The 25,301-nt window shown below is 65.6% G+C and carries 18 protein-coding genes; 11 read left to right on the top strand and 7 right to left on the bottom strand.

The genetic code is table 11. The annotated features are described in order from the left end of the window. Nucleotides 1-264: 264 nt before the first annotated feature. Entirely contained in the window at nt 265-1,047 is a 783-nt protein-coding gene (hisN, locus tag A3M7_RS0121000; protein ID WP_027545664.1) for a histidinol-phosphatase, read from the top strand. Nucleotides 1,048-1,122: 75 nt separating this feature from the next. Next, entirely contained in the window at nt 1,123-2,088 is a 966-nt protein-coding gene (locus A3M7_RS0120995; RefSeq protein WP_027545663.1) for a tripartite tricarboxylate transporter substrate binding protein, read from the top strand. Between the two features lie 222 nt (nt 2,089-2,310). Here the strand turns inward: A3M7_RS0120995 and A3M7_RS0120990 are convergent, their stop codons facing one another. Then, nucleotides 2,311-3,201: a LysR substrate-binding domain-containing protein gene (locus tag A3M7_RS0120990; protein ID WP_027545662.1), complete on the bottom strand. Its 891-nt coding sequence runs from the start codon at nt 3,199-3,201 to the stop codon at nt 2,311-2,313. A gap of 94 nt (nt 3,202-3,295) precedes the next feature. Here A3M7_RS0120990 and A3M7_RS0120985 point away from each other — a divergent pair, with 94 nt between their 5' ends. Further along, nucleotides 3,296-4,048: a sulfite exporter TauE/SafE family protein gene (locus tag A3M7_RS0120985; protein WP_027545661.1), complete on the top strand. Its 753-nt coding sequence runs from the start codon at nt 3,296-3,298 to the stop codon at nt 4,046-4,048. 176 nt (nt 4,049-4,224) lie between these two features. On the opposite strand, the gene A3M7_RS0120980 is transcribed toward A3M7_RS0120985, so the two are convergent. Further along, nucleotides 4,225-4,857, bottom strand: coding sequence for a LysE family translocator (locus tag A3M7_RS0120980; RefSeq protein WP_027545660.1), 633 nt, complete (start codon nt 4,855-4,857; stop codon nt 4,225-4,227). A 222-nt stretch (nt 4,858-5,079) separates the two neighbouring features. Here A3M7_RS0120980 and A3M7_RS0120975 point away from each other — a divergent pair, with 222 nt between their 5' ends. Both A3M7_RS0120975 and A3M7_RS0120970 read left to right on the top strand, forming a co-directional pair. Continuing rightward, complete coding sequence (locus A3M7_RS0120975; protein ID WP_027545659.1) at nt 5,080-6,876, top strand: adenylate/guanylate cyclase domain-containing protein; 1,797 nt, start codon at nt 5,080-5,082, stop codon at nt 6,874-6,876. A 163-nt stretch (nt 6,877-7,039) separates the two neighbouring features. Further along, nucleotides 7,040-9,847, top strand: coding sequence for a di-heme-cytochrome C peroxidase (locus A3M7_RS0120970; protein ID WP_027545658.1), 2,808 nt, complete (start codon nt 7,040-7,042; stop codon nt 9,845-9,847). A 170-nt stretch (nt 9,848-10,017) separates the two neighbouring features. On the opposite strand, the gene A3M7_RS0120965 is transcribed toward A3M7_RS0120970, so the two are convergent. Further along, nucleotides 10,018-10,965 (bottom strand): alpha/beta fold hydrolase, encoded by a 948-nt coding sequence (locus A3M7_RS0120965; RefSeq protein ID WP_027545657.1) that lies wholly within the window; start codon nt 10,963-10,965, stop codon nt 10,018-10,020. A gap of 208 nt (nt 10,966-11,173) precedes the next feature. On the opposite strand from A3M7_RS0120965, the gene A3M7_RS0120960 reads away from it, so the two are divergent. After that, nucleotides 11,174-11,644, top strand: a complete 471-nt coding sequence (locus A3M7_RS0120960; protein WP_027545656.1) for an Hsp20 family protein — start codon at nt 11,174-11,176, stop codon at nt 11,642-11,644. A 345-nt stretch (nt 11,645-11,989) separates the two neighbouring features. Further along, the gene (locus A3M7_RS0120955) at nt 11,990-12,760 is read left to right on the top strand and encodes an alpha/beta fold hydrolase (RefSeq protein ID WP_027545655.1); all 771 of its coding nucleotides are present in this window, start codon (nt 11,990-11,992) and stop codon (nt 12,758-12,760) included. A gap of 243 nt (nt 12,761-13,003) precedes the next feature. On the opposite strand, the gene A3M7_RS0120950 is transcribed toward A3M7_RS0120955, so the two are convergent. After that, nucleotides 13,004-13,774, bottom strand: coding sequence for a hypothetical protein (locus A3M7_RS0120950; RefSeq protein WP_027545654.1), 771 nt, complete (start codon nt 13,772-13,774; stop codon nt 13,004-13,006). Between the two features lie 489 nt (nt 13,775-14,263). Between A3M7_RS0120950 and gltB the strand changes: the two genes are divergently transcribed. Together gltB and A3M7_RS0120940 are read left to right on the top strand one after the other, a co-directional pair. Beyond that, nucleotides 14,264-18,997 (top strand): glutamate synthase large subunit, encoded by a 4,734-nt coding sequence (gltB, locus tag A3M7_RS0120945; RefSeq protein ID WP_027545653.1) that lies wholly within the window; start codon nt 14,264-14,266, stop codon nt 18,995-18,997. Between the two features lie 157 nt (nt 18,998-19,154). After that, on the top strand, nt 19,155-20,606 hold the full coding sequence (locus A3M7_RS0120940; protein WP_027545652.1) for a glutamate synthase subunit beta: 1,452 nt from the start codon (nt 19,155-19,157) through the stop codon (nt 20,604-20,606). A gap of 200 nt (nt 20,607-20,806) precedes the next feature. On the opposite strand, the gene A3M7_RS0120935 is transcribed toward A3M7_RS0120940, so the two are convergent. After that, on the bottom strand, nt 20,807-22,549 hold the full coding sequence (locus tag A3M7_RS0120935) for an outer membrane beta-barrel protein (RefSeq protein WP_027545651.1): 1,743 nt from the start codon (nt 22,547-22,549) through the stop codon (nt 20,807-20,809). A gap of 192 nt (nt 22,550-22,741) precedes the next feature. Between A3M7_RS0120935 and A3M7_RS0120930 the strand changes: the two genes are divergently transcribed. Continuing rightward, entirely contained in the window at nt 22,742-23,749 is a 1,008-nt protein-coding gene (locus tag A3M7_RS0120930; protein WP_027545650.1) for an SIS domain-containing protein, read from the top strand. 272 nt (nt 23,750-24,021) lie between these two features. Here the strand turns inward: A3M7_RS0120930 and A3M7_RS0120925 are convergent, their stop codons facing one another. After that, nucleotides 24,022-24,579: a carboxymuconolactone decarboxylase family protein gene (locus A3M7_RS0120925; protein ID WP_027545649.1), complete on the bottom strand. Its 558-nt coding sequence runs from the start codon at nt 24,577-24,579 to the stop codon at nt 24,022-24,024. Between the two features lie 72 nt (nt 24,580-24,651). Here A3M7_RS0120925 and A3M7_RS0120920 point away from each other — a divergent pair, with 72 nt between their 5' ends. Further along, on the top strand, nt 24,652-24,978 hold the full coding sequence (locus A3M7_RS0120920; protein ID WP_027545648.1) for a helix-turn-helix domain-containing protein: 327 nt from the start codon (nt 24,652-24,654) through the stop codon (nt 24,976-24,978). A 149-nt stretch (nt 24,979-25,127) separates the two neighbouring features. On the opposite strand, the gene A3M7_RS44705 is transcribed toward A3M7_RS0120920, so the two are convergent. Next, nucleotides 25,128-25,289: a transposase gene (locus tag A3M7_RS44705; RefSeq protein ID WP_371090211.1), complete on the bottom strand. Its 162-nt coding sequence runs from the start codon at nt 25,287-25,289 to the stop codon at nt 25,128-25,130. Nucleotides 25,290-25,301 lie beyond the last annotated feature (12 nt).

Here is a 25,301-nt window from a genome sequence, read left to right as displayed (position 1 = left end):
CTCTGTTGCTTCCAGAGAAACCCAGATTCAGTTTCTTTGATAAGGAAATTCAATGGGTTGATTGTCATTTGCATACGAACAAGGCATGTTCGGAACTAAGTTTTCAACTCAATGATCGATATTTGGCCAGCAGATGGCTCGGATGAGGCAGCCGGTCTCCGCATCCAAAATACCAGGGTGCAAATCAAGACAGCGCTGCACGCGAGAGGCGAATTGAGATAGGCAGATGCGAGCTTCACCCGACTTTCGTTTTGAGGATGCGCCGTGACGGTGATCGACTTCTCAGCCTTCATCGGACGGCTCGCCACCGCCTCCGGCGAAACCATCCTGCCGTTCTTCCGCACCTCGCTGTCGATCGACGACAAGAGCAAGACCAAGGATTTCGATCCCGTCACCGAGGCCGACCGCGCCGCGGAGGCGGTGATGCGGCGGCTGATCAAGGCCAACTTCCCCCAGCACGGCATCGTCGGCGAGGAATTCGGCAATGAGCGCGAGGACGCCGACTATGTCTGGGTGCTCGATCCGATCGACGGCACCAAGTCCTTCATCGGCGGGTTCCCGATCTGGGGCACGCTGATCGCGCTGCTGCACAAGGGCGCGCCGGTATTCGGCATGATGCACCAACCCTTCATCGGCGAACGTTTTTCCGGCGACAACGGCTCGGCCAACTATAAAGGCCCCTCCGGCGAGCGCCGGCTCCAGGTCCGCCGCTGCGCGTCGCTGTCGGAGGCGACGACCTACACCACCAGCCCGCTGCTCATGAACGAGCGCGACCGCGCCATTTTCGGCCGCATCGAGAAGGGCGCGCGGCTGTCGCGCTATGGCGGCGACTGCTACTCCTATTGCATGCTGGCGGCCGGCCACGTCGATCTCGTGGTCGAGACCGAGCTGAAGCCCTACGACATCGCGGCCCTGATCCCGATCGTGACCGGCGCCGGCGGCGTCGTCACCACCTGGGAAGGCAAGCCGGCCCAGGGCGGCGGCCGCATCATCGCAGCCGGCGACGCCAGGGTTCACGAAGAAGCAATGAAACTGCTCAACGGATAAACGACCCGTCGTTTGCGCATGATCCACTCGGAAAACCGCTGCACACTTTTCCGGATCATGCTTCAGGGGGCTTGTATGAACAACTGGCGTAAGCTCTTCCTCGCAAGCCTGCTTCTGTTTCCCGCCCTCGCCTCCGCCCAGAATTTTCCGGCCAAGCCGATCAAGTTGATCGTGCCGTTCCCGGCCGGTGGCCCCAACGACATCATCGCGCGCGTGATCGGCCAGCGCATGTCGGAGCTATCAGGGCAGCCGGTGCTGATCGACAATCGCGGCGGCCAGGGCGGCGTGCTCGGCACCGACGCGGTCGCGAAGGCCGCGCCCGACGGCTACACCATCGCGATCTCCTCAGCCGGCGCGCTCGCGATCAGCCCGAGCATGGAGCGGGTTGCCTACGACACATTGTCCGACCTCACGCCTGTGACGCTGGTTGCGACCGTGCCGGAAATGCTGGTCGTCGCAACCAACGTGCCGGCCAAGGACATCGGCGAGCTGATCGCGCTCGCGAAGGCGCAGCCGGGAAAGCTCAACTTCGCCTCCTCCGGCCCCGGCAGCCTGCCGCATCTCGCCGGCGAATTGTTCAAGCTGACCGCCAAGATCGACATCGTGCATGTGCCCTATCGCGGCGCCGCGCCCGCGGTGAACGACCTGCTCGGCCAGCAGGTGCAGATGACGTTCCTCGATCTCCCCGTGCTGCTGCCGCAGGTCAAGGCCGGCGACTTGCGGCCGATCGCGGTCGGCTCGGCCGAGCGCGCACCGACGGCGCCTGAGGTGCCGACCACGGCGGAAGCGGGCTTTCCTGATCTGCGCATCGAGAACTGGTACGGCATGGTCGCGCCCAAGGGCACGCCGAAGGAGATCGTCACCGCGCTGCATGGCCTGGCGACGAAGGCGATGGCGGATCCGGCCGTGAAGGAAAAGCTCGCCGCCCAAGGCGCGACGCTGATCGGCGACGAGCCGGAGCATTTTCGCCAATTCATCGCGGACGAGACCAAGAAGTGGACGAAGGTGATCAAGGACGCCGGGGTGGAGACGGCGAAGTGATCAACGGCTCGAGTCGTGACGCCGCCACGAGGTAGGTGCGTTCCCTCCCCCCTTGCGGGGGAGGGCTAGGGAGAGGGGTTCACACGGGGATTCCATCGATCTCTCTTCTTCGCGGCGGACACACCTTTTCCTGGGTACCCCTCTCCCCCACCCTCCCCCGCAAGGGGGGAGGGAGCGCAGTCGAGTGCGCGGCTACGCCGGAGGCTCACATCAGCGCCGCCCTCACACCGCCTCGGCCCGCAAATGCTCCACCAGCATCTTGGCCGGGCGCGGCAGCGTCTTGAAGCTTCGCGCGCAGATCACGAGTTTACGGTTGGCGAAAGCATCGCGCAGGCGGACCATGGCGAGCGGCATCAGCCTGGCGCAGCGGCGGGCGGCGGCTTCGGGCACCAGGGCGACGCCGACATCGGCGGCGACCATCTGGCAGATCGCGTCGAAATCGCGCAGGCGCGCGCGGTAATGCGGCCGCATGCCGAGCCGGGCGGCGTGCTTCGAAATATGAACCTGGAGCGCGGTGGCGCTGGTCAACCCGACGAACTCGCACGCGCCCGCCTCCTGGAAATCGATCTGACGGCGGCCGGCGAACGGGCCGCGCCTGGACGTCACCAGTGTCAGGCGGTCCTCGCTGAAGACGAAGCGCTCGATATGGTCGGGCAGCGCGTGCTCGGCGGCGAAGCCGAGATCGGCCGCGCCCGCGGTGATCGCGGCCGCGATGTCGGTGCTCTCGCGCTCCTCGATGTCGATGGCGACGTCGCGATGCTCGCGCAGGAAGCCGGCCAGCGCCTTCGGCAGATGCTCCGACAGGCCGGAGGTGTTGGCGAGGAAATGCACGCTGGCGCGCACGCCACTGGCAAAGCCTGCGAGATCGCCGCGCATGGCGTCGATCTGGTGGATAACGAGCCGCGCGTGATCGAGCAGGCTCTCGCCCGCCGCGGTCAACTCGACGCCGCGGCGCCCGCGCTTGAGCAGCGCGACGCCGAGCGCGTCCTCGAGCCCCTTGATGCGCGCGCTGGCCGAGGCCAGCGCCAGATGCGACCGCTCGGCGCCACGCGTGATGCTGCGCTGGTCGGCGACAGCGATGAACAGCTGGAGATCGACGAGATCGAAACGCATCCGGATTCCTCCAACATAGCCTTCGTCCATGACGAAGGCTGTCTCCGTAACCTCCAGATTGTGCCCGGGCGCGGCTTCGGTCAATGTGGAGGTCATGATCGACCCTCTCCTCATTGTCATCGCCGCCGTCTTCCTGATCGCCGGATTCGTCAAGGGCGTGGTCGGACTCGGCCTGCCGACCGTCTCCATGGGCCTGCTCGCGGTGAGCATGGCCCCGAGCCGCGCGATCGCCATCGTGATCGTGCCCGCCATCGTCACCAATATCTGGCAGACTTTCGTCGGCCCCCATCTGCGCGACATCCTCAGGCGGCTGTGGCCGCTGATGATCGGCACCGTGATCGGCTGCTGGCTCAATGCCGGCGCGCTGACCGGCCCGCATGCGCGCTATGGCACGATCGTGCTCGGCGCCCTGCTCGTGATCTACGCGGTGATCGGCCTGAACAAATTCCAGTTCCGCGTCGCGCCTGAGAACGAGAAATGGGTCGGCGGCGTGGTCGGCGTGGTCACCGGCGTGATCTCCGCCTCGACCGGCGTGCAGGTGATCCCCTCGATGCCGTTCATGCAGGCGATCGGCATGGAGAAGGACGAGTTGGTGCAGGCGCTGGGCGTGTTCTTCACGACCGCGACGCTGGCGCTCGCCTTCAACCTCACCGCCGGCGGATTGCTGACGCCGGCCAATGCCGTGCCCGGCGCCGTGGGCATGGCCATGGCCTTCGCCGGCATGTTCATCGGCCAGTCCGTGCGGGCGCGGATGCCGGCGGAAGCGTTCCGCCGCTGGTTCCTGATCGCGATGATTTTGCTCGGCCTGTATCTCGCCGGCAGCGCGCTCCTGAAGGAATTCGCCTGAGGCAGATCGTAGGGTGGGTTAGCCTCGCAGATTGCGCAAAGCGCAAGCCGCGAGGCGTAACCCACCTCTTTTGATTTCCGCGGTGACAGAAGTGGTGGGTTACGCCAAGGGACTGCGCTTCGCGCAGCCCGGGGCTAACCCACCCTACGCAGCCTCATGTCATTCGTTCGAACGAGTTACCGCGTCTCCAGCATGGCGACGCGGATGCCGAGATAGACGAAGAGGCCGCCGAGCGCGCGGTTGACCCAGGCGATAGCGCCCTCGGAGGTCCGCAGGCGGTGCGCGGCCTTGGCCGCGAACGCCGCCAGCACCAGGCACCACAGCGTTCCCGTGCAGATGAAAATCAGCCCGAGCGTCAGGAAGGCGAGCGGCTTGTGCGGTGAATCGGCTGCGACGAATTGCGGCAGGAAGGCCAGGAAGAACAGCGCGACCTTGGGATTGAGCGCGTTGGTGAAGACGCCCTGGAGGAACACCCGCCGCAGCGAGCTCCGCGCCGGCTCGTCGATCGCCGATGCCAGCCTCGGCCGCGACCACAGCATCTGAAGTCCAGTGACGACCAGATAGGCCGCGCCGACCAGCTTCAGGATCGAGAAGGCGGTGGATGAGGCCATCAGCAGGGCCGAAAGGCCAATCGCCGCGCCCGCGACGTGGAAAAAACAGCCGCAACTGATGCCGAAGGCGGCGGCGGCCCCGCCCCGCCAGCCCATCTGCATGCTGCGGCCGATGACGTAGACGGTATCAGGTCCCGGCGTGATATTGAGCAGCACGCCTGACAGGATGAAGAGCCAGATTTCGTGAATGCCCAGCATGTGAGGTGCCCCGCCGCCCCGTCCGTCTCAAGAGATCGGGCTTAGTCGGTTCGGTGGCCGTCGTCCACCGCCGGGACTGCGTAGGATTTACCTTGAATTTGCAATGCGGATCATACTTTCCCGCGGCCTCATCTGTTCTATAAAGGCTGGGTTCTTGAAATGCGGGATTCGAGGCGACTGCCACGCCGTGGCCGGTCCTCGGTCCGTTGGAGCTCCGGGGCTATGGAAAGACGTCTGGCCGCCATTGTCTGCGCCGATGTCGCCGGCTATTCGCGCATGATGGGCAGCGACGAGGCCGGCACCCATGCCGCCTTCAAGGCCCATCGCAGCGCGATTCACCCCATCATCCTCAATCACGGCGGCCGCGTCGTGAAGAACACCGGCGACGGCTTCCTGCTGGAATTCCCCTCGATCGTCGGCGCCACCGAGGCCGCGATCGCGATGCAGACGCTGATGGCGGAGCGCAACCACCACCTGCCGGCCGACCGCGCCATGCAATTCCGGCTCGGCATCCACATGGGCGACGTCATCGCCGACGAGGACGAGGTGTTCGGTGACGATGTCAACATTGCCGTCCGCCTGGAATCGGTGGCGAGCCCCGGCGGCTTCGCCATCTCGGCCAAGGCCTACAGGGAGGCGAGCAAGCATCTCACCGTGCCGCTGGTCGATGTCGGCAACCATCGCTTCAAGAACATCAAGGATGCGGTCGGGGTCTGGACCTGGAAGCCCGAGGGCGCGCCGGCGCTCGCTCCCGAGCTGAGGGAAGCGTCCACCCTCTCGCAGCAGTACCGCACCGCCATCGTCGGCGTGCTGCCCTTCGCCAATCTCAGCGACGCCCAGGACGAATACTTCTCTGACGGCCTCACCGAGGATCTGATCCACGCGCTGTCGCTGCAATCCTTCTATCGCGTGCTGAGCCGCAACTCGACCTTCGCCTTCAAGGGCAAGAACACGAGCACCCGGCTGATCGCACGCGAGATCGACGCCACCTATCTGATCCAGGGCTCGGTGCGGCGCGCCGGGGCCAAGATCCGCGTCACCGCCGAGCTGATCGCGCCGGAGACCGGCGAGCAGCTCTGGACCGGGCGCTACGACCGCGACATCGGCGACTTCTTCGCGATGCAGGACGAGATCACCACCAACCTGTCCGCCGCCATCGCCACCGAGATCGTCCGCGCGGAGGCCTCGGCGCCGGCGCGGCTCTCGACCGACGTGACCGCGTGGGACCGTTTCCTCAAGGGGCTGTCGCATTACTACCGGCAGACCAAGGAGGACCTGGCCGCCGCCATCGACCTGTTCCGGGAGGCCATCGAGATCGATCCCAACCTGGCGATCGCGCACGCCTATCTTGCCACGATCCAGATCCAGAGCATCCAGTTCGGCTGGATCAAGGGCACGCGGGAGATGTGGGCCGAGGCGATGAACCTCGCCGAAACCAGCGTCCGGCTCGACCCGCGCTCCTCCTTTGCGTTCTCGATCCTGTCCTGGGCCCATGCGATGGAGGGGCATTACGAGGCCGCGATGGACGCCGCCAAGCGCGCGGTCGCGCTCAACCCCTACGACATGGGCGCGCGCGGCGTGCTCGGCATCTGCCATTTCGTCATCGGCGAGCACCGCGAGGCGATCGAGCTGTTTTCGATGGCCGCGCAGCGCGACAACAGCGACCCGCGCTACCAATGGGCCGCGCTGAACGCGTTCAGCCATTATCTGCTGGGGCAGTATGACGCGACCCTGTCGTGGGCCCGCGAGCAGCTCTACATCAACCCGAACCACATGCAGGCGCTGGCGATCCGTGCCGCGGCGCTGGCGCAATTGGAGCGGACCGACGAGGCCGTCGAGGCCACCCACGTGCTCATGGGCAACTACCCGACCCTGAACGTCGACCGCCATTTGCGCAATTTCCACTGGAAGCGGCCCGAGGACCTCGCCCATTACCGCGAGGGACTGCTGAAGGCGGGCGTGCCGCTCGGCAAGCTGACCCTCGTCCAGAGCGACGTCAAACGCGCCGCCGAGTCCTGACCGGCAGGCCACGGCCGCTTCGGCTCTTGTTGACACAACAGTGAATTCGGCCACACTTCGTCACACGCTGAGGTAGTATACCCTGCTGTCGGTTTGTTAGGACTTTCCGCGCTTGATCGGCGCGTCTGCATTTCACGATTCGCTGTTTTCAGGAATTTGGGCCATGAACGACCCCGTCTCGAAGCCCCCCTTCGATCCCTCGATCCAGGTCTCGCCGAACAATCCCTGTCCGTTCCTGCGCGGCCTCGTCGGCGAAGGTTTTGTCGACGGCGGCACCGTGCCTCTCCGGACGCTGTCGCAGACCATCGCGAATGCAAGCGGCGAGACCGGAGCGAAAAAGACTCTGGCCCGCATCCAGACCCGTGGCGTCGCGCTGATCGCCAACGGCGCCTGTCACATCCTGCAGAGCATCTGCTGGGGCGCACAGCTCAATACGCTGCGCGGCGGCCCGCTGGACAAGCTCGGTGCCGGCTCGCGCATCCTCGGCGTCGACGGGCGCGTCAACGAGGACGAGATCGCGCGGCTCGCCAGTTTCGGCGGCACCTATGCCGATCCCGATGGCGGCACCGAGACCGGGCTCAACGCCTCGCAAATCCAGAGCTTCATGGACGACAATCTCAAGCGCGCCGGCAAACAATCGCGCTGGTACTACCCGATCCTGATGAAGTTCGAATGGCCGATCCTGCTCAAGATCATGGGCAAGGGTCAGGGCGATGACCGCTATCTCAGCGTGGCCGAGGTGAGGACATTGTTCAACGAGCGCAAATTCCCGGACAGGATCACCCAGCGGGTCGTCAGCCAGCCGGTCACCCCGCCCTCACTCTTATTGCGCGTTGCCGGCGGACTCGTCGCCGCGCTCCTCGTCTTTGGCGTCGTGGCGCTGCGCTTTCCGGATCAATTCCAGCCGATGCTGCCCGGCATCCTCGGGGACCTGGTGGCGCCGCCATTGCCGGAGCACGTCGAACCCCGGGCCGCGTACTGGCTCGAGCAAAACTGGGCGCTGGAGGACCGGCACTGGTTTCATCACGCCAGCCAGGGCACCGCGACCTTCCCGGTGCCCTATAACTGGTTCATGGCGCTCGAGCAGCCGCGGCTTCATTTCTTCGCAAAGCCCGGGATGCTGCACGACAGCGACCATCTGCAGCGCTTCGGCTTCATTCCCAGCCCGCAGACGATCAACACCGACGACGCCACGCTGCGCCGGTTCGGCTACGCCAACGTCTACGACACAACGAAGCCGGTGCCGGCGCGGCTTTGGAATCCGCCGGTCAACTGGGGCGCCCAGGCTGAAAACGTCGACGGCCTGCCCGTCGGCTTTGCGCGCATGACCGGCGTACCCGATCCTGCGACCGGCCAAATCGGCGAGGACCGGATCGGCCTGACCTGCGCCGCCTGCCACACCGGCCAGATCCACTACAAAGGCATCGACGTGCGTTTCGACGGCGGCCCGGCGATGACCGATTTGAGGAAGCTCGAGGTCACGACTGGTCTGTCGATCGCCTACACGCTCATCGTGCCGGGCCGTTTTACGCGCTTCGCTGACCGTGTGCTCGGCCCCTCCGCCAGCGATGCGGATCGCGATGCGCTGAAGCAGAAGCTGCGTGCGATCAGCACATTCCTGATCGACTGGGAGAAGACCTACGCGAAAACCATCGACGGCAAGACGAGGTTCAACGAGAAGACGAAGCGGGATGAGCCGCAGCAGGACACCGAGGAAGGATACGGCCGTCTCGACGCGCTCAACCGCATCGGCAATCAGGTCTTCGCCCAGGACATGACGCTCAGCGGCCTCAGCGGCTTCGAAAAGAATCTGCATGCCAAGGACGCGCCGGTCAGCTTCCCGCCGATCTGGACCGTGCCCTGGCTCAAATTCGCGCAGTATGACGCGTCCATCGAACAACCGCTGATCCGCAACGCCGGCGAAGCGCTGGGCGTGACGGCGCTGCTCAATCTGTCCGACAATACCCCCAAGGACACGCTGTTCCGCTCGTCGATGGATATCAAGAATCTGAACTGGATCGAGGATCTGCTGAAGGGGTCGGCGCCCTATCCGAAGAAGCAGCTCTCCGGACTGACATCGCCGAAATGGCCGTCGGACATCTTCGGCGATAATGCCTGGAAGATCGATGGCGAACGCGTCAAGAACGGCCGCAAGCTCTACGCGCAGATTTGCACCGAATGCCATCTCGGGCCGGTCAACGATCCCGTGTTCGACACCGAGTTTCCGGACCAGAGCATCTGGTCCTCGTCGCGCTGGGAGACCATCGGCAACGACAAATTCCTGAACGAGGTCCAGAAGAGCGTCAAAGGCATGGGGACCGATCCCGCCCAGGCCAGCGTGCTGCAGACGCGGACGGTTCAGGTCCCGGGGTTTCTCAAGCTCGATCCCACGCAGAACCTCAATACCTGGTGGAGCTGCAATCTGCCGGATATCTCGTCGACCGACATGCCGTACTCGCTCGGGCTGATGGTGCTCGTCGACATCGTCAGCCGCAAAGCGATGGACGATGCGAAGATCCCCCCGAAGGTCCAGCAGGCCTGGTGGGGTGAGCGCAAGAACTGCCCTAATCCCGGTCCGCAGCCGCCCGACAAGAAGGAGCCGCCGCCCTGGTATCGCGCGCGCCCGCTCAACGGCGTCTGGGCCACCGCGCCTTACCTGCACAACGGATCGGTGCCTTCGCTCTACTGGATGCTGAGCCCCGCGGCCGAGCGCCCCAAATCGTTCTGCATGGGAGGTGGTCGCGACTACGATCCGAAGCAGGTCGGCTTCGCGGTCGTCGACGGCGAGAGCTGCAAGACCGGGCAGTCGCGCTTCTCGACGCGAGCGTCGGACGGCACCGAGATGTTCGGCAACAGCAATGCCGGCCACTCGTTCGATGGCACGCCGGGCCCCGGCAAGGACGGCACCATCGGCCGCGTGCTCAAAGAGCAAGAGCGCTACGACCTGATCGAGTATCTCAAGACGCTGTGAGCTGGTCTTACCTCGCCCCGCTTGCGGGGAGAGGTCGGATTGCATCGGAGATGCAATCCGGGTGAGGGGGACTCTCCACGAGTCCAACTCTCACCTCCCTTGCCGAGACTCCCCCTCACCCCAACCCTCTCCCCGCAAGCGGGGCGAGGGAGCACACCGTCACTGCCCCCTCACTTGAACAGCGGCGTGCCCGGCACGAAGGCGTCGAAGGCGGCCCAGAACTGGGAGCGGTAGCGGTCCTGCTCCTGGAGGATCTCGTGCTTCGAGCCGGCGATCACGAGATGGGAGCCGGCGCGCAGATGGTAGGCGAACTCCTCGATCGCCGCGGTCGAGACCACGGTGTCGCTGGAGGCCGCCAGCATCAGGATCGGCTGGCGGATCTCGGAAGGGTAGTTCATGCCCTTGAAGGTGTGCATGGCGCGAAAGGCGGAATCGGCCCAGGCGACCGTCGGTGACGCCAGCCCGAGCGTCGAATCCTCCTCCAGGATCGCGGCATTGCGCGCATAACGCACGGGATCGCTGGTCAGGGGATTGTTGATGAAGGGATCGAGCCCGGTGATGCGGTCGCTGCCGCCGGGGACATAGCGGCCGCCCATCCCCATCAGTCGCATCGTCTTCAGCAGCGCCCGCGCCGGCAACGAGGTGGTACGGCCGGGCAGGTCGATCATCGGCGCCGACAGCACCATGCGGTCGAACCAGCGCTTGCCCGCATGCGCAACGCGCAGCATCACCGTGCCGCCCATGGAGTGGGCGAGCGCGAAGAAGGGCGGCGGGCAATCCGGCAGCACCACCTGCTGCACGAAGGTCTCGACGTCGATTTCGAAATCGGCGAAGTCGCGCACATAGCCCTTGCGCGGATCGCGCAGGCGGCGCGAGGAGTGGCCCTGCCCGCGCCAGTCGATCATCGCCACCGCAAAGCCGCGGTCGCGCAGGTCGCGCACGGTCTCGAAATATTTCTCGATCTGCTCGCTGCGTCCGGTGAAGACGCAGACCGTGCCCTTGCGGTTCGCCGGCGGCGCCCAGCGCGCAAAGCGCAGCTCGGCGCCATCGGGCGTCTTGATGGTGCCGCTGACGACGTCTTCGGGAACGGGATTGGACGGAATCGAGATCAGCGTCATTGGACGGGAAATGCTGCAAATCAAGGGGCTGGAGCGCCGAAAAGGCGCAAGTTGCCGCCCTCTTGAACGCCGTTCCCCTGAACCCATATCACCATGGTGCAGGCCGCTACCAGTGTTTCGGAACCGGAACATCAGGCTGCACACAGACTAAAGCCCGGCCCGATTGGCGGGCGGGTTAGCAAACAGTCGCTCAATGGAGGACTTGACCATGCGTACCTACGACCTGACTCCGTTTTACCGTTCCACCGTCGGCTTCGACCGCCTCTTCAGCCTGCTCGACCAGGCCGGTTCGGACGGCAGCCCCGGTTATCCCCCCTACAACATCGAGCGTACCGGCGAGAACGCCTACCGCATCACGGTTGCGGTCTCGGGCTTCGCCAAGGACGAGCTCTCCATCGTCGCGAAGGAAAACACGCTGACGATCAAGGGCGAGAAAGTCGCAGGCGAGAACTCGAAGTCCGAAGTGCTCTACCGCGGCATCGCCGCGCGTGCCTTCGAGCGCGCCTTCCAGCTTGCCGACTTCGTGCAGGTGAAGGACGCCTCGCTCGAGAACGGGCTGCTTCACGTCGACCTCGTGCGCGAGATTCCCGAAGCCAAGAAGCCGCGCCAGATCGCGATCAATGCCGGCGCGCCCAAGGCGCAGGTGATCGAGAACTCGGCCGCGCAAGTCGCCGCGTAAACCGCACGCACGCCACTTCCGAGTTGCGAAAACGCCCCGGTGCCCCGGGGCGTTTTTTTGTTTGGCTCTCCTCGTCCCGGTTGTCGTCCCAGCGAAGCCAGGGAACCCTACCGCGAGATCTATCAATCGTGCGCGGAAGAAATACCGAACGACGGATATGCCATATCTTCCCCGAGGTGATGGTCTGCCTGAGGTGATGGTCTCGGCCTTCGCCAGGACGTCACCGATTGCTGAACTGCGTTGCTGGGCTATTGCGCCGCATCACAGAGCGGTGAAACGGCGTAACACCGCCGCCCCGCGCCTCGTCATTTGGAGATCGAACCCAAGACAAGACGGAGAACAATCATGACTTTCTGGCGCAGCCTTTTCGTCGCCGCGAGCCTGCTGGCGGCCCCTCTCAGCCTGGCTCACGCACAAACCCCGCAAACCGTGAAGGCCAAGAACGTCGTGCTGGTGCATGGCGCTTGGGCCGACGGCTCGAGCTGGTCGGAGGTGATCCCGATCCTCCAGGCAGCGGGCCTTCACGTGACCGCCGTGCAAAATCCGCTGTCCTCGCTTGCGGACTCCGTCGAGGCGACCAAGCGCGCGCTGGCCGAGCAGGACGGGCCGACCGTGCTGGTCGCGCATTCCTGGGGCGGCACCGTGATCAGCCAGGTCGGCACCGATCCCAAGGTTACCGGCCTCGTCTATGTCGCCGCACGCGCGCCCGACGCGAACGAGGATTTCGTCGCGCTGTCGAAGCAGTTCCCGACCGGCCCGGTGCGCGCCGGCATCGTCGAGCGCGACGGCTACACAAAACTCTCGGAAGACGCCTTCCTGAAGTATTTCGCCAATGGTGTGAAGCCGGAGCAGGCCAGGGAGCTCTATGCCGTGCAATGGCCGACCGCGGCCTCGATCTTCGGCGGCCGCACCACCGAAGCCGCATGGCGCTCCAAGCCGAGCTGGTACGCGGTGTCGAAGAACGACTACACCATCAATCCCGATCTCGAACGCTTCCTCGCCAAGCGCATGAACGCCACCACGATCGAGCTCGATGCCGGCCACCTCTCGCTGGTGTCGCATCCGAAGGAAGTGGCGAATCTGATCCTGGAAGCCGCGGGGTATGGGCGAAGCTGAGAGGCGATCGTCACGATGCAAAAAGGCGCCTGAAATCTCAGGCGCCTTTTGTTTTGCTCAGCTCTTCCCCCACGTCGTCCCGGCGAAGGCCGGGACCCATACTCACAGGGAGATGTTTGGCGAAGACCCGTCGTTCGGGACTGGCATCGACCACAACCGATAGACCTCGCGGTATGGGTCCCGGCTTTCGCCGGGACGACACAGTGAGTTTGACTAGCGCCGTCGCATCACGCGAGCAGCTTGCTATTCCAGCCCCTGCGCGGGCGGCATGTCCTGTGTCGGCGGAATCGTTGCCGTAGGCTTTGCCTGCTCCGCTGTCGGCGCAGCGGCTTGCGGCGCGGCTTCAGTAGGCTTGGGCTGCACGGCCGCGGTCTGCGCAGGTTGAGGCTGCGGTGCCTGGGCCTGCTGTACCGCAGGCGCGGCCGGCTTCACGGCTGCGACCGGCGTTTCGCCGCGTGGAGGAGCCGCCTTCGGCAGCGGCACGGTGCGGCTGGCGACACGCGGGATCGGGGCTGGCGGGCGCGGCGGGCCGCTGCGGACCACGGTCGGCGGCGGCAGCGCGCTTTGCGGACCGTAAGGGGCGACCGCACGCCCCTCATAGGTGGGGGCCATGCCATAGGCGTCGGCGGCGGGCATGAAGCGCAGGATTCGTCCGTCGCGGGCGTCGATCACCAGCCGGCCGTCATCGCCGCGGCGGTCGATCACCGCGATGGTGTAGACGCTGCCGCGCAGGCGCGGGATGCCGAGCGGCGAGAAGCCGTTGTCGCGCAACACCGCATAGACTTCGGTGGCCGGCAGCAGCGCTGGCGCTGGGCCGCGTTCCTCGTAGCCATAGCCATAGCCGTATCGTGGCGGCGGAGGCGGCACGGCGTCCGGCGGCCCATAGGGCCCTTCGAAATCCGACACCGCGATCGTAGCCCCTCCCACAATACCGTTCGCTGGAACTTGCGCCTCTGCCGCGGTCACGACCAGCGCCAGCGCGGCGGCGGCCACACATCCTGTGAAAAACTTCATGGTCGACACGCTCCTGTCAGGCCCCGGATGGATCGCGCTCTTTCGCTTCTTGCGGCGTGGCGCGCCTTCCGAAGGGTCGATCCGAAGCTTCATTCGGGATTCCGGCGTCTGCGGGGCCGGATCAGGGCGCGTTTGCTTCAAAACCGGGGCCGCGCGCCGTGCGGAAAGCGATGATTGACACTTTGGGAATCGGGACTTTCGCGCGCTTGTGTGATAGACAAAAATTTGGCAAGGTGATGGTTAGGACAGGACGCCTGTCTCAATTTTGCTTGCGATTCCGGCATAGGGATTGCAACGAAAGTCGGTGCTTCCGAGCACCAAGAAGGCAACAGGCAAAGCCGTTCACGGGGACGTGGAACGCCTTGGCCTGAATTTAAGAAAATGCGGCTCGCAGCGGACGAGCGGTGACCCAGAGGCGGGTGCCGCGGAACGCCCAAGGTGCGCCGAAGATGGCGGTGAGACAGCTTGCCGCATGGAGAGGACGAGGACATGAACGGGTCGCAATTCGAGCGCGCAAACATCGTGGCAGAAGAACTGTCGGCGACGGTCGCCTCGAAAACGACTGATCCGATTCAGGAACACAATTCGCGCCCGCCGGCCGAAGGCCTCTACGATCCGAGCCTGGAAAAGGATTCCTGCGGCGTCGGCTTCATCGCCAACATCAAGGGCAAGAAGTCGCACGAGATCGTCTCGGACGCCCTGAGCATCCTCTGCAACCTCGAGCATCGCGGCGCCGTCGGCGCCGATCCGCGCGCCGGTGACGGCGCCGGCATCCTGGTGCAGATCCCGCACGCGTTCTTCAGCCGCAAGGCCAAGGAGCTCGGCTTCACGCTGCCGCAACCCGGCGAATACGCCATCGGCGCGCTGTTCATGCCGCGCGACACCGCCTGGCGCAACGTCATCAAGAGCATCATCGCCGACCAGATCAAGGAAGAGGGCCTGACCCTGCTCGGCTGGCGCGACGTGCCGACCGACAATTCCTCGCTCGGCGTCACCGTGAAGCCGACCGAGCCCGCCTGCATGCAGGTGTTCATCGGCCGCAACGGCACCGCCAAGACCGAGGACGATTTCGAGCGTCGGCTCTACATCCTGCGCAAGTCGATCTCGCAGGCGATCTACCAGCGCCGCGACCGCGGCCTTGCGGGCTATTACCCCTGCTCGATGTCCTGCCGCACGGTGATCTACAAGGGCATGTTCCTCGCCGACCAGCTCGGCAAGTACTATCCCGACCTGCACGAGGCGGACTTCGAGAGCGCGCTGGCGCTGGTGCATCAGCGCTTCTCGACCAACACCTTCCCGGCCTGGTCGCTGGCGCATCCCTACCGCATGATCGCGCATAACGGCGAGATCAACACGCTGCGCGGCAACACCAACTGGATGGCGGCGCGCCAGGCCTCGGTGAGCTCCGAGCTCTACGGCAAGGACATCAACCGGCTCTGGCCGATCTCCTACGAAGGCCAGTCCGACACCGCCTGCTTCGACAACGCGCTCGAATTCCTGGTGCAGGGCGGCTACTCGCTGCCGCACGCCGTCATGATGATGATCCCGGAGGCGTGGGCCGGCAATCCGCTGATGGATGAGACGCGCCGCGCCTTCTACGAGTATCACGCCGCGCTGATGGAGCCGTGGGACGGCCCCGCTGCGATCGCCTTCACCGACGGCCGCCAGATCGGCGCGACGCTCGACCGCAACGGATTGCGGCCGGCGCGCTATCTCGTGACCAAGGACGACCGCATCGTGATGGCGTCCGAGATGGGCGTGCTGACGATTCCCGAAGACCAGATCATCACCAAGTGGCGTCTGCAGCCCGGCAAGATGCTGCTGGTCGACCTCGAGCAGGGCCGCCTGATCCCCGACGACGAGATCAAGGCCGAGCTCGCCAAGAGCCATCCCTACAAGGAGTGGCTGGAGCGGACCCAGATCGTGCTGGAAGAGCTGCCGAAGGTTCCGACCACCGGCGTGCGCTCCAACCTGTCGCTGCTCGATCGCCAGCAGGCGTTCGGCTACAGCCAGGAAGACATCACCATCCTGATGACGCCGATGGCGGCCACCGGCGAGGAAGCCGCGGGCTCGATGGGCAACGACACGCCGATCTCGGCGCTGTCGGCCAAGGCCAAGCCGCTGTTCACCTACTTCAAGCAGAACTTCGCGCAGGTCACCAACCCGCCGATCGACCCGATCCGCGAGGAGCTGGTGATGAGCCTCGTCTCGATCATCGGACCACGCCCGAACCTGTTCGACCTGCAGGGCCTCGCCACCACCAAGCGCCTCGAAGCGCGCCAGCCGATCCTGACCGATGCGGACCTCGAGAAGATCCGCTCGATCTCCGACGTCGCCGAGTCGCACTTCAAGTCGCGCACGCTGGACACCACCTTCCACGCCGGTCTCGGCGCGGCCGGCATGGATCAGGTGTTAGATGAGCTCTGCGCGCGTGCGGAAGCCGCCGTCCGCGAGGGCGTCAACATCATCATCCTGTCCGACCGCATGGTCGGCACCGACCGGGTGCCGATCCCGGCACTGCTGGCCTGCGCCGCCGTGCATCATCATCTGATCCGCGTCGGACTGCGCACCTCGGTCGGCCTCGTCGTCGAATCCGGCGAGCCGCGCGAAGTGCATCACTTCGCCTGCCTCGCCGGCTACGGCGCCGAAGCGATCAATCCTTACCTCGCGTTCGAGACCATCATCGCGATGAAGGACCGCCTGCCCGGCTCGCTCGACGACTACGAGATCGTCAAGCGCTACATCAAGTCGATCGGCAAGGGCCTGCTGAAGGTGATGTCCAAGATGGGCATCTCGACCTACCAGTCCTATTGCGGCGCGCAGATCTTCGACGCGGTCGGCCTCAAGGCGGACTTCGTCGGAAAGTTCTTCGCCGGCACGCATACCCGCATCGAGGGCGTCGGTCTCGCCGAGATCGCGGAAGAAGCCGTGCGCCGCCATGCCGACGCGTTCGGCGACGCGCTGGTCTACAAGACCTCGCTCGACGTCGGCGGCGAATATGCCTATCGCAGCCGCGGCGAGGACCATGCCTGGACCGCCGAGTCGGTCGGGCTGCTTCAGCATGCCGCGCGCGGCAATTCGCTGGAACGCTATCGCGCCTTCGCCAAGATCCTCAACGAGCAGTCCGAGCGCCTGTTGACGCTGCGCGGCCTGTTCCGGATCAAGAACGCCGAGGAAGAGAAGCGCAAGCCGGTTCCGCTCGACCAGGTCGAGCCGGCCAAGGACATCGTCAAGCGTTTCGCCACCGGCGCGATGAGCTTCGGCTCGATCTCGCGCGAGGCGCACACCACGCTCGCGATCGCCATGAACCGGATCGGCGGCAAGTCGAACACCGGCGAAGGCGGCGAGGAAGCCGACCGCTTCAAGCCGATGCCGAACGGCGATTCCATGCGCTCGGCGATCAAGCAGGTCGCCTCGGGCCGCTTCGGCGTCACCACGGAGTATCTCGTCAACTCCGACATGATGCAGATCAAGATGGCGCAGGGCGCCAAGCCCGGCGAAGGCGGCCAGCTGCCCGGCCACAAGGTCGACGCGACCATCGCCAAGGTCCGGCATTCGACGCCGGGCGTCGGCCTGATCTCGCCGCCGCCGCATCACGACATCTACTCGATCGAGGACCTGGCGCAGCTCATCTACGACCTCAAGAACGTCAACCCGACGGGCGACGTCTCGGTCAAGCTCGTCTCCGAGATCGGCGTCGGCACGGTCGCCGCGGGCGTCGCCAAGGCGCGCGCCGACCATGTCACCATCGCGGGCTTCGAGGGCGGCACCGGTGCATCGCCCCTGACCTCGATCAAGCACGCCGGCTCGCCGTGGGAGATCGGCCTTGCCGAAACCCACCAGACGCTGGTGCGCGAGCGGCTCCGCAGCCGCATCGTGGTCCAGGTCGACGGCGGCTTCCGCACCGGCCGTGACGTCGTGATCGGCGCGCTGCTCGGCGCCGACGAGTTCGGCTTCGCCACCGCGCCGCTGATCGCGGCCGGCTGCATCATGATGCGCAAGTGCCATCTCAACACCTGCCCGGTCGGCGTCGCGACCCAGGACCCGGTCCTGCGCAAGCGCTTCACCGGCCAGCCCGAGCACGTGATCAACTACTTCTTCTTCGTTGCGGAAGAGGTCCGCGAGATCATGGCCTCGCTCGGCTTCCGCACCTTCAACGAGATGATCGGCCAGGTGCAGCTGCTCGACCAGACCAGGCTGGTCGCGCACTGGAAGGCCAAGGGCCTCGACTTCTCCAAGCTGTTCGTCAAGCAGAAGGAGGAGAAGGGCCAGAAGATCTATCACTCCGAGCGCCAGAACCATCATCTGGAAGCGGTGCTCGACCGCACGCTGATCGAGAAGGCGACGCCCGCGCTCGACCGCGGCGCGCCGGTGAAGATCGACGCCACGATCAACAGCACCAACCGCTCCGCGGGCGCGATGCTGTCGGGTGCGGTCGCCAAGATCTACGGCCATGCCGGCCTGCCGCACGACACCATCCATGTCAGCCTCAAGGGCACCGCCGGCCAGGCCTTCGGCGCGTGGCTCGCCCACGGCGTCACCTTCGAACTCGAGGGTGAAGCCAACGACTATGTCGGCAAGGGTCTCTCGGGCGGCAAGATCATCGTCAAGCCGCCGAAGAACTCTGCCATCGTGCCGGAAGAGAGCATCATCGTCGGCAACACCGTGATGTACGGCGCGATCCAGGGCGAGTGCTACTTCCGCGGCATCGCCGGCGAACGTTTTGCCGTGCGCAACTCGGGCGCTGTCGCGGTGGTCGAGGGCGCGGGCGATCATTGCTGCGAATACATGACCGGCGGCATCGTGGTCGTGCTCGGCAAGACCGGGCGCAACTTCGCGGCCGGCATGTCCGGCGGCATCGCCTACGTGCTCGACGAGACCGGCGACTTCGACAAGCTGTGCAACCTCAGCATGGTCGAGCTCGAACCGGTCTTGTCGGAGGAGCTGATCAACGCCGGCACCTACAATCACACCGGTGACCTCGAGGCGCATGGCCGGGTCGACGTGTTCAAGAACCTGCTCGACTCCGACGTCGAGCGGCTGCACGTCCTGATCACGCGCCATGCGAAAGCGACCGGCTCCAAGCGCGCCGCCGACATCCTTGCCAATTGGAAGGACTGGCTGCCGAAGTTCCGCAAGGTGATGCCGGTCGAGTACCGGCGTGCGCTGCGCGAAATGGCGGCCAACGCGGACGCCGAGCCGAAAATCGCGATCGGGGCGTAATAAAGAAGCCTCATGGTGAGGAGGCGCGTAGCGCCGTCTCGAACCATGAGACCACCATCCGGGCCTCTATCCTTCGAGACGCGGCGCGAAGAGCGCGCCGCTCCTCAGGATGAGGAGTGAGAGAACAAACGACTAAGCGGCAGGGACTTCGGGTTTAATGGGCAAGATCACGGGTTTTCTGGAAATCGAACGGCACGACCGCAAGTACACCCCGGTCGCCGAGCGCGTGAAGCATTTCAACGAGTTCGTCGTTCCCTTGACCGAGAAGGAAACGCGCGACCAGGCCGCGCGCTGCATGAATTGCGGCATTCCCTATTGCCACGGCACCGGCTCGGTCGCGCCGGGCACGCCCGGCTGCCCGGTCAACAACCAGATCCCTGACTTCAACGACCTCGTCTATCAGGGCAACTGGGAAGAGGCCTCGCGCAATCTGCACTCGACCAACAATTTCCCGGAGTTCACCGGGCGCATCTGCCCGGCGCCGTGCGAAGCGTCCTGCACGCTCAACATCGACGACAACCCGGTCACCATCAAGACCATCGAATGCGCGATCGTCGACCGCGCCTGGGACAATGGCTGGCTGAAGCCGGAGGTCGCCGCCGTCAAGACCGGCAAGAAGGTCGCGGTGATCGGCTCGGGACCCGCAGGCATGGCCTGCGCGCAGCAGCTCGCGCGCGCCGGCCACGATGTGCACCTGTTCGAGAAGTTCGCCAAGGCCGGCGGCCTGCTGCGCTACGGCATTCCCGACTTCAAGATGGAGAAGGGCATCATCGACCGCCGCGTCAAGCAGATGGAAGGCGAAGGCGTCACCTTCCACTACAACAGCCATGTCGGCGCCGACGGCAATGTCGATCCGCGCGAGATGCTGAACGAGTATGACGCCGTCGCCCTGACCGGCGGCGCCGAAGCCCCGCGCGACCTGCCGATCCCCGGCCGCGATCTCGCTGGGATCCACTACGCCATGGACTTCCTGCCGCAGCAGAACCGCCGCGTCTCCGAGGAGCCGCTGAACGGCATCACCGAGATCCTCGCCGGCGGCAAGCATGTCGTCGTCATCGGCGGCGGCGACACCGGCTCGGACTGCATCGGCACCTCGCTGCGCCAGGGCGCGCTGTCCGTGACCCAGCTTGAGATCATGCCCGCCCCGCCCGAGCGCGAGAACAAGGGCCTGACCTGGCCGAACTGGCCGCTGAAGATGCGCACCTCCTCCAGCCAGGCCGAAGGCGCCATCCGCGAATACGCCGTGCTGACCCAGAAGTTCACCGGCGAGAACGGCCAGGTCAAGAAGCTGCACTGCGTCCGCGTCGACGAGAAGTTCAAGCCGATTGCCGGCACCGAGTTCGAGCTCGACGCCGAGCTCGTCCTGCTCGCCATGGGCTTCGTCCATCCCGTGCACGAAGGCCTACTCAAGCTGCTCTCGGTCGAGCTCGACCCGCGCGGCAACGTCAAGGCCAACACCTTGGACTACCAGACCTCGCGCCCGAACGTGTTCACCGCCGGCGACATGCGCCGCGGCCAGTCGCTGGTGGTCTGGGCCATCCGTGAGGGCCGGCTGTGTGCCCGGTCGATCGACACATTCCTGATGGGGAAGACGGATCTGCCGCGGTAGGCGCGGCTCACTCCGCCGCCAGATTTACAAACAGCGTCATCGCCCGCCTTGTGCGCACTCGCGCACTGGAGCGGGCGATCCAGTATTCCAGAGACGTCAGACGTATACGGATAAGCCGCGGCGTACTGGATGCCCCGGTCAAGCCGGGGCATGACAGCTGAGCGGGTAGCGACGACTGCGCATCAGGGCGCGCCTCATCGCTAGTTCTGCAGCCTCACCCCCAGCATCACCACCGTGCCCTGCGAGCTCGAGCCCGCCTGGTTCGAATCCAGGATGTCGTGGCGCAGGGTGCCCTTGATCCAGACGTTGCGGTTGAGCTTGTAGATCAAATTGCCTTCGAGCGAGTAGGTCTTGTCGTTGCGATTCTGGTTTTGGTAGTCGTAGGTGCCGTAGGTGAACTTGCCGACGGCCGTGAGCCAGCGGCGGAAGTCGTGATCGACTTCGACCCCGTAGGTGTGCACCAGCACGCCGGATGAGCCGGGGACCGTGGTCTCGTTGATCTGCGTGTCGGTCGCAAGTTTCACCGTGGTGAGGCCGCTGGCGTTCCAGATCAGCGAGCCCGAGGTGAGGAAGCCGGAGAGCTGGCTGAGGCGCGGGTCGACATAGTTGCGCGCGGAATAGCCGACCGAGACCTCGCCGGTGAGGATGCGCGAGAACTCGAAGGACGAGCCGACCTTGGCATAGCCGCCGTTTGAATCGCGGAAGAAGCCGTTGCGATCGGCCGCCTGGTCGTGGACGCGGGTGTCGCCCTGGATCTCGACGAACGGTTTTAGCCCAGGCTTCAGCTCGTAAGAGAAGCGGCCGACCCCGCCGTACTGATTAAAGTCGCGATCGCTGTTGCTGAAGGTCGAGCCGTCGGTGAGTTTTGAATCCGTGTAGGCGGTGCGATCGACGGTGGCGCCGGCGGCGACCTGGAAACGGTTGAAGGTCTGGTCGAAGCCGACGGTGGTGCCATAGGTCGCATAGACGGGATATTTCTGGAGGCCGGCCTGCACGTTCGGGCTGCCGGGATTGTCGGTGGCGAGCCGCAGGCGCAGCTGCGAGGTCAGCTTGAGGTCGCGGTCGACGTCGATGCGGCCGTCGACATGGCCGGTGAAATCGGGCCGGTCGATCTCGACCGGCGAGGGCGAGGCGAAGCCGTCGATCGTCGCCGGCATGTTGTTGGTGTAGCCCGAGAACGAGCCGCGCAAATCGGCGACCAGCGCGTGGCGCTCCCAGTCCGACACCACGAGGAGGTCGGGCGCGACGACGTAGACCGGCGAGCCGACCGGCTTGTTCAGACGCGCCGGGTTGGTGTCATAGCCGGCGGAAAGCTCGAGCCCGCCCTTGATCAGGAAGCTGCCGGCATAATCGCCGACCGCGCCGAACGGATCCTCGTCCGGCTTGAGGCGGCGGCGCAGCGGCTGGCCGGGCACGTTGCCGGCCATCGCCGGCGACACCGGCACCTTGTGCGCAGTCTCGGACGGCGGCGGCGCGATGCGCGGCGGGCCGAGCGTCCTGTCCGGCGTTGCCGGCGGCACCGGCGAGCCGGGCCCGACCGGGCGCTTCGGCTTCGGCTGCCCGGGATAGAGCTTGGGCTGCTGCCGCCTGCGGTTGAGCGAGTCGTAACCCGATCCGCTGGCGCCATTGGCGGCTGGCAGACCGTAGGTCGGCACCTGGCCGACGCGCGAGGTCGCCGGCGCCTGCTGGCGCTTGCGCGGATCGGCGTTGGGATCGGGCAATGCCGGCAGCGCGTCCGAAGGCGCCTGCGGTACGCCCGCCGTGCGGCGCGTGGGCAAGGTGTCGGGCGCGGCGAAACCGCCGCGGTTGGGATTGAACAGGTCGGGCGTGAGGCTCTGGGCGGCCGCTGGGCCGCTTTGCAGGGCCGTGAGCACAAGACACGGCAAAGCCGCGCACAGGAAATGCGCGCGTTGGCTCCGGCCCGTGCCTGGAGACGACCCCACGATGGAATTACCCCAACGAAATCAAACACTTTCCCGATGACCTCCGCCGACTGGCAGAAACCATCGTTAATGGACTTAAAACAATTATGGTTAATGACCCGTTGAGGGGCGGGGCGGCCGCGTCGCCTCATGCGCTGAGGCGTGCTAAAGCAGGCGCCAATGGGCCATCGCCCCTCCTCCCTGGACCTGTACATGCCGAGTTCGAAACCGCTGATGACCCAATCATCCGGCCCCGTCCCTGCAAGCGTCGAATCCGCGCTCCGCACGCTGGAGACCGAGAGCGGCGGCATCAACGCGCTCGCCGCGGCGCTGCGCGGCCCGCTGGGTGCGACCTTCGGCAAGGCGGTCGACCTGATCCGGCAGGCCAAGGGCCGCGTCATCGTCACCGGGCTCGGCAAGTCAGGCCATATGGGCCGCAAGATCGCGGCGACGCTGGCCTCGACCGGCACGCCCTCCTTCTTCGTTCACACCGCTGAAGCCGGCCACGGCGACCTCGGCATGATCACCACCGACGACGTCATCATGGCGCTGTCCTGGTCCGGCGAGCAGCCGGAGATGAAGAACCTCGTGAACTATTCGGCACGCTTTGCGATCCCCATGATCGCGGTCACGTCGAACGCGGCGTCCTCGCTCGGACAGGCCGCCGACCTCGTGATCGAGCTGCCGAAGGCACGCGAGGCCTGCCCGCACAATCTGGCGCCGACCACCTCGACCCTGATGCAGGCCGCGATCGGCGATGCGCTCGCGATCGCGCTGCTCGAAAGCCGCGGCTTCACGGCGCTCGAGTTCGCGCATTTCCACCCCGGCGGCAAGCTCGGCGCGATGCTGAAATTCGTTCGCGACTACATGCGCACTGGCGCGGAGATCCCGCTCAAGCCGCTCGGCACCGAGATGTCGGAGGCCGTGGTCGAGATGTCCGCCAAGGGCCTCGGCTGCGTTTGCATCGTCAATGACGCGAACGAGGCCGTCGGCATCATCACTGACGGCGATCTGCGCCGCCACATGCGGCCCGACCTGCTGACGGTGACGGTCGACGACATCATGACCAGGCAGCCGAAGACCGTGCCGCCCTCGATGCTCGCCACCGAGATGATCGAGGTGCTGAACACCCGCAAGATCACGACGCTGCTCGTGACCGAGGCAGACAAGGTCGTGGGCATCGTCCACCTGCACGATCTGCTGCGCGCGGGTGTGGCGTAAGGCACGCTCTCTCCGCGCCGTCATTCCGGGGCGCGCCCGCTTGGGCGCGAGCCCGGAATCCATCGGGCAGCACACTCGGGGCGCGATGGATTCCGGGCTCGCGACTTCGTCGCGCCCCGGAATGACGAGAAAAGTGTGGCGCCCCTCTCTCCTCCGTCATTGCGAGCGCAGCGAAGCAATCCAGACTGCCTCCGCGGAAAGACCCTGGATTGCTTCGCTGCCTGTCATCGGGCCGCGCTTTGCGCGGACCCGTTGGCTCGCAATGACGCCGGTTAGAGCGGTGCCGGAAACCGCGCCGCCTTCTCCTCCAGCGGCAGCCTCAGGCCGTTCGCCAGATACGAGACCGTGCGATAGAAGCCGCACAGCAGCATGACCTCCAGGATCTGCGCCTCGTCGTAATGCGCCGCGAGCGCGGCGAATTCCGCATCGGTGAACGTCGCGCGGTGATGCAGCGCGTCGACGGCTGCGATCAGCACCTGCTCGCCCGGTGACCAGCACGGCGACGTCGCATCGCCCTCTACGGTGGCGCGGACCTCGTCCTCGGTGAGGCGCGCCGGACCGGCAAAGACTGCGACATGCACGCCCCATTCATATTCGCATTTGTTCAGCGCGCAGGTGCGGTCGATGACGATCTCGCGTTCACGCAACGACAGCGGCCCGGGATCGAGCAGGCCGCCGGCGCGGAACTTGTCCCAGGCGCGGCTGTGGCCCGCCATCACCCGGAACAGCAGCAACGGCGGCGCGCCGCGCATGATGCGGTCGAACTGCGCCTGGATCTCCGGGGGATAAGGCGGCGCGAGCGGCGCAATGCGCGGTGTGGCCTGGGACATCGGCCGTCTCCGTTGCTACAATTATCGTAGCATGACGCTACATTATCTGTAGCAATAGGCAAGAGGGCGACGATGGCGAAACAGGCCGGCTCGACAACACGCAGCGTCCGCGGCTCCCGCACTGGACGGCCGATCATGGCGCTGCTCGACCTGCTCGGCCGGCGCTGGACCTTGCGGATCCTGTGGGAGTTGCGCGACGCCCCCCTCACCTCCCGCAGCTTGCGCACCGCGTGTGACGACGTCTCGCCGACAGTGCTGCAAGCGCGGCTGGACGATTTGCGCGAGGCGGGGTTCGTGGAGCTCGGCGAAGGCGGAGGCTACGGGCTGACGCCGCTCGGGCGGGATTTGTGCGAGACCTTCATGCCGCTGCACCGGTTTGCGGAGAGGTGGAGGAGGTAGAATCTAGACCAGCCCCGCGCTCCGATCTTCCTTCTCCCACAAGGGGCCTGTTGCGTTATTGGCTTTTGAGGCTGAAGACGTCACGAGAGAAGGCCTTGGTCGCGGCAATTGCCTGCCAATATCTGTAGTTGTCGCCCTCGGAGGGCGGCTCACGCGGCGATCGTGGCCCACCGCCTCATGTTGAAGGCGATNGAGGCGAGCAGGACTTGTCCGGTCGCCTTGATCAGACCGACGTAGCGGATGCAGGTCAGCCGCATGCGGCGTTTGAGAGTAGCGAAGGTGGTTTCGACCTGGGCTCGTCGGCGCGCGATGAGGAGGTTGTA

The organism is Bradyrhizobium sp. WSM2254, from assembly GCF_000472645.1.
In the GTDB taxonomy this organism is placed as follows: Bacteria; Pseudomonadota; Alphaproteobacteria; order Rhizobiales; family Xanthobacteraceae; genus Bradyrhizobium; species Bradyrhizobium niftali.
The sequence above is the reverse complement of the archived record's forward strand: the minus strand, read 5'-3'. Positions and strand labels throughout refer to the sequence as shown.

What these genes read in the sequence shown, in the direction of transcription:
- A3M7_RS0120930 (WP_027545650.1), top strand. Translation starts at nt 22,742, where the DNA reads ATGCCGAGTTCGAAACCGCTGATGACCCAATCATCCGGCCCCGTCCCT.
- A3M7_RS0120920 (WP_027545648.1), top strand. Translation starts at nt 24,652, where the DNA reads ATGGCGAAACAGGCCGGCTCGACAACACGCAGCGTCCGCGGCTCCCGC.
- A3M7_RS0120975 (WP_027545659.1), top strand. Translation starts at nt 5,080, where the DNA reads ATGGAAAGACGTCTGGCCGCCATTGTCTGCGCCGATGTCGCCGGCTAT.
- A3M7_RS0120955 (WP_027545655.1), top strand. Translation starts at nt 11,990, where the DNA reads ATGACTTTCTGGCGCAGCCTTTTCGTCGCCGCGAGCCTGCTGGCGGCC.
- A3M7_RS0120970 (WP_027545658.1), top strand. Translation starts at nt 7,040, where the DNA reads ATGAACGACCCCGTCTCGAAGCCCCCCTTCGATCCCTCGATCCAGGTC.
- A3M7_RS0120950 (WP_027545654.1), bottom strand. Translation starts at nt 13,774, where the DNA reads ATGAAGTTTTTCACAGGATGTGTGGCCGCCGCCGCGCTGGCGCTGGTC.
- A3M7_RS0120985 (WP_027545661.1), top strand. Translation starts at nt 3,296, where the DNA reads ATGATCGACCCTCTCCTCATTGTCATCGCCGCCGTCTTCCTGATCGCC.
- A3M7_RS0120990 (WP_027545662.1), bottom strand. Translation starts at nt 3,201, where the DNA reads ATGCGTTTCGATCTCGTCGATCTCCAGCTGTTCATCGCTGTCGCCGAC.
- A3M7_RS0120980 (WP_027545660.1), bottom strand. Translation starts at nt 4,857, where the DNA reads ATGCTGGGCATTCACGAAATCTGGCTCTTCATCCTGTCAGGCGTGCTG.
- A3M7_RS0120940 (WP_027545652.1), top strand. Translation starts at nt 19,155, where the DNA reads ATGGGCAAGATCACGGGTTTTCTGGAAATCGAACGGCACGACCGCAAG.
- A3M7_RS0120960 (WP_027545656.1), top strand. Translation starts at nt 11,174, where the DNA reads ATGCGTACCTACGACCTGACTCCGTTTTACCGTTCCACCGTCGGCTTC.
- A3M7_RS0120965 (WP_027545657.1), bottom strand. Translation starts at nt 10,965, where the DNA reads ATGACGCTGATCTCGATTCCGTCCAATCCCGTTCCCGAAGACGTCGTC.
- A3M7_RS0120995 (WP_027545663.1), top strand. Translation starts at nt 1,123, where the DNA reads ATGAACAACTGGCGTAAGCTCTTCCTCGCAAGCCTGCTTCTGTTTCCC.
- A3M7_RS0120925 (WP_027545649.1), bottom strand. Translation starts at nt 24,579, where the DNA reads ATGTCCCAGGCCACACCGCGCATTGCGCCGCTCGCGCCGCCTTATCCC.
- gltB (WP_027545653.1), top strand. Translation starts at nt 14,264, where the DNA reads ATGAACGGGTCGCAATTCGAGCGCGCAAACATCGTGGCAGAAGAACTG.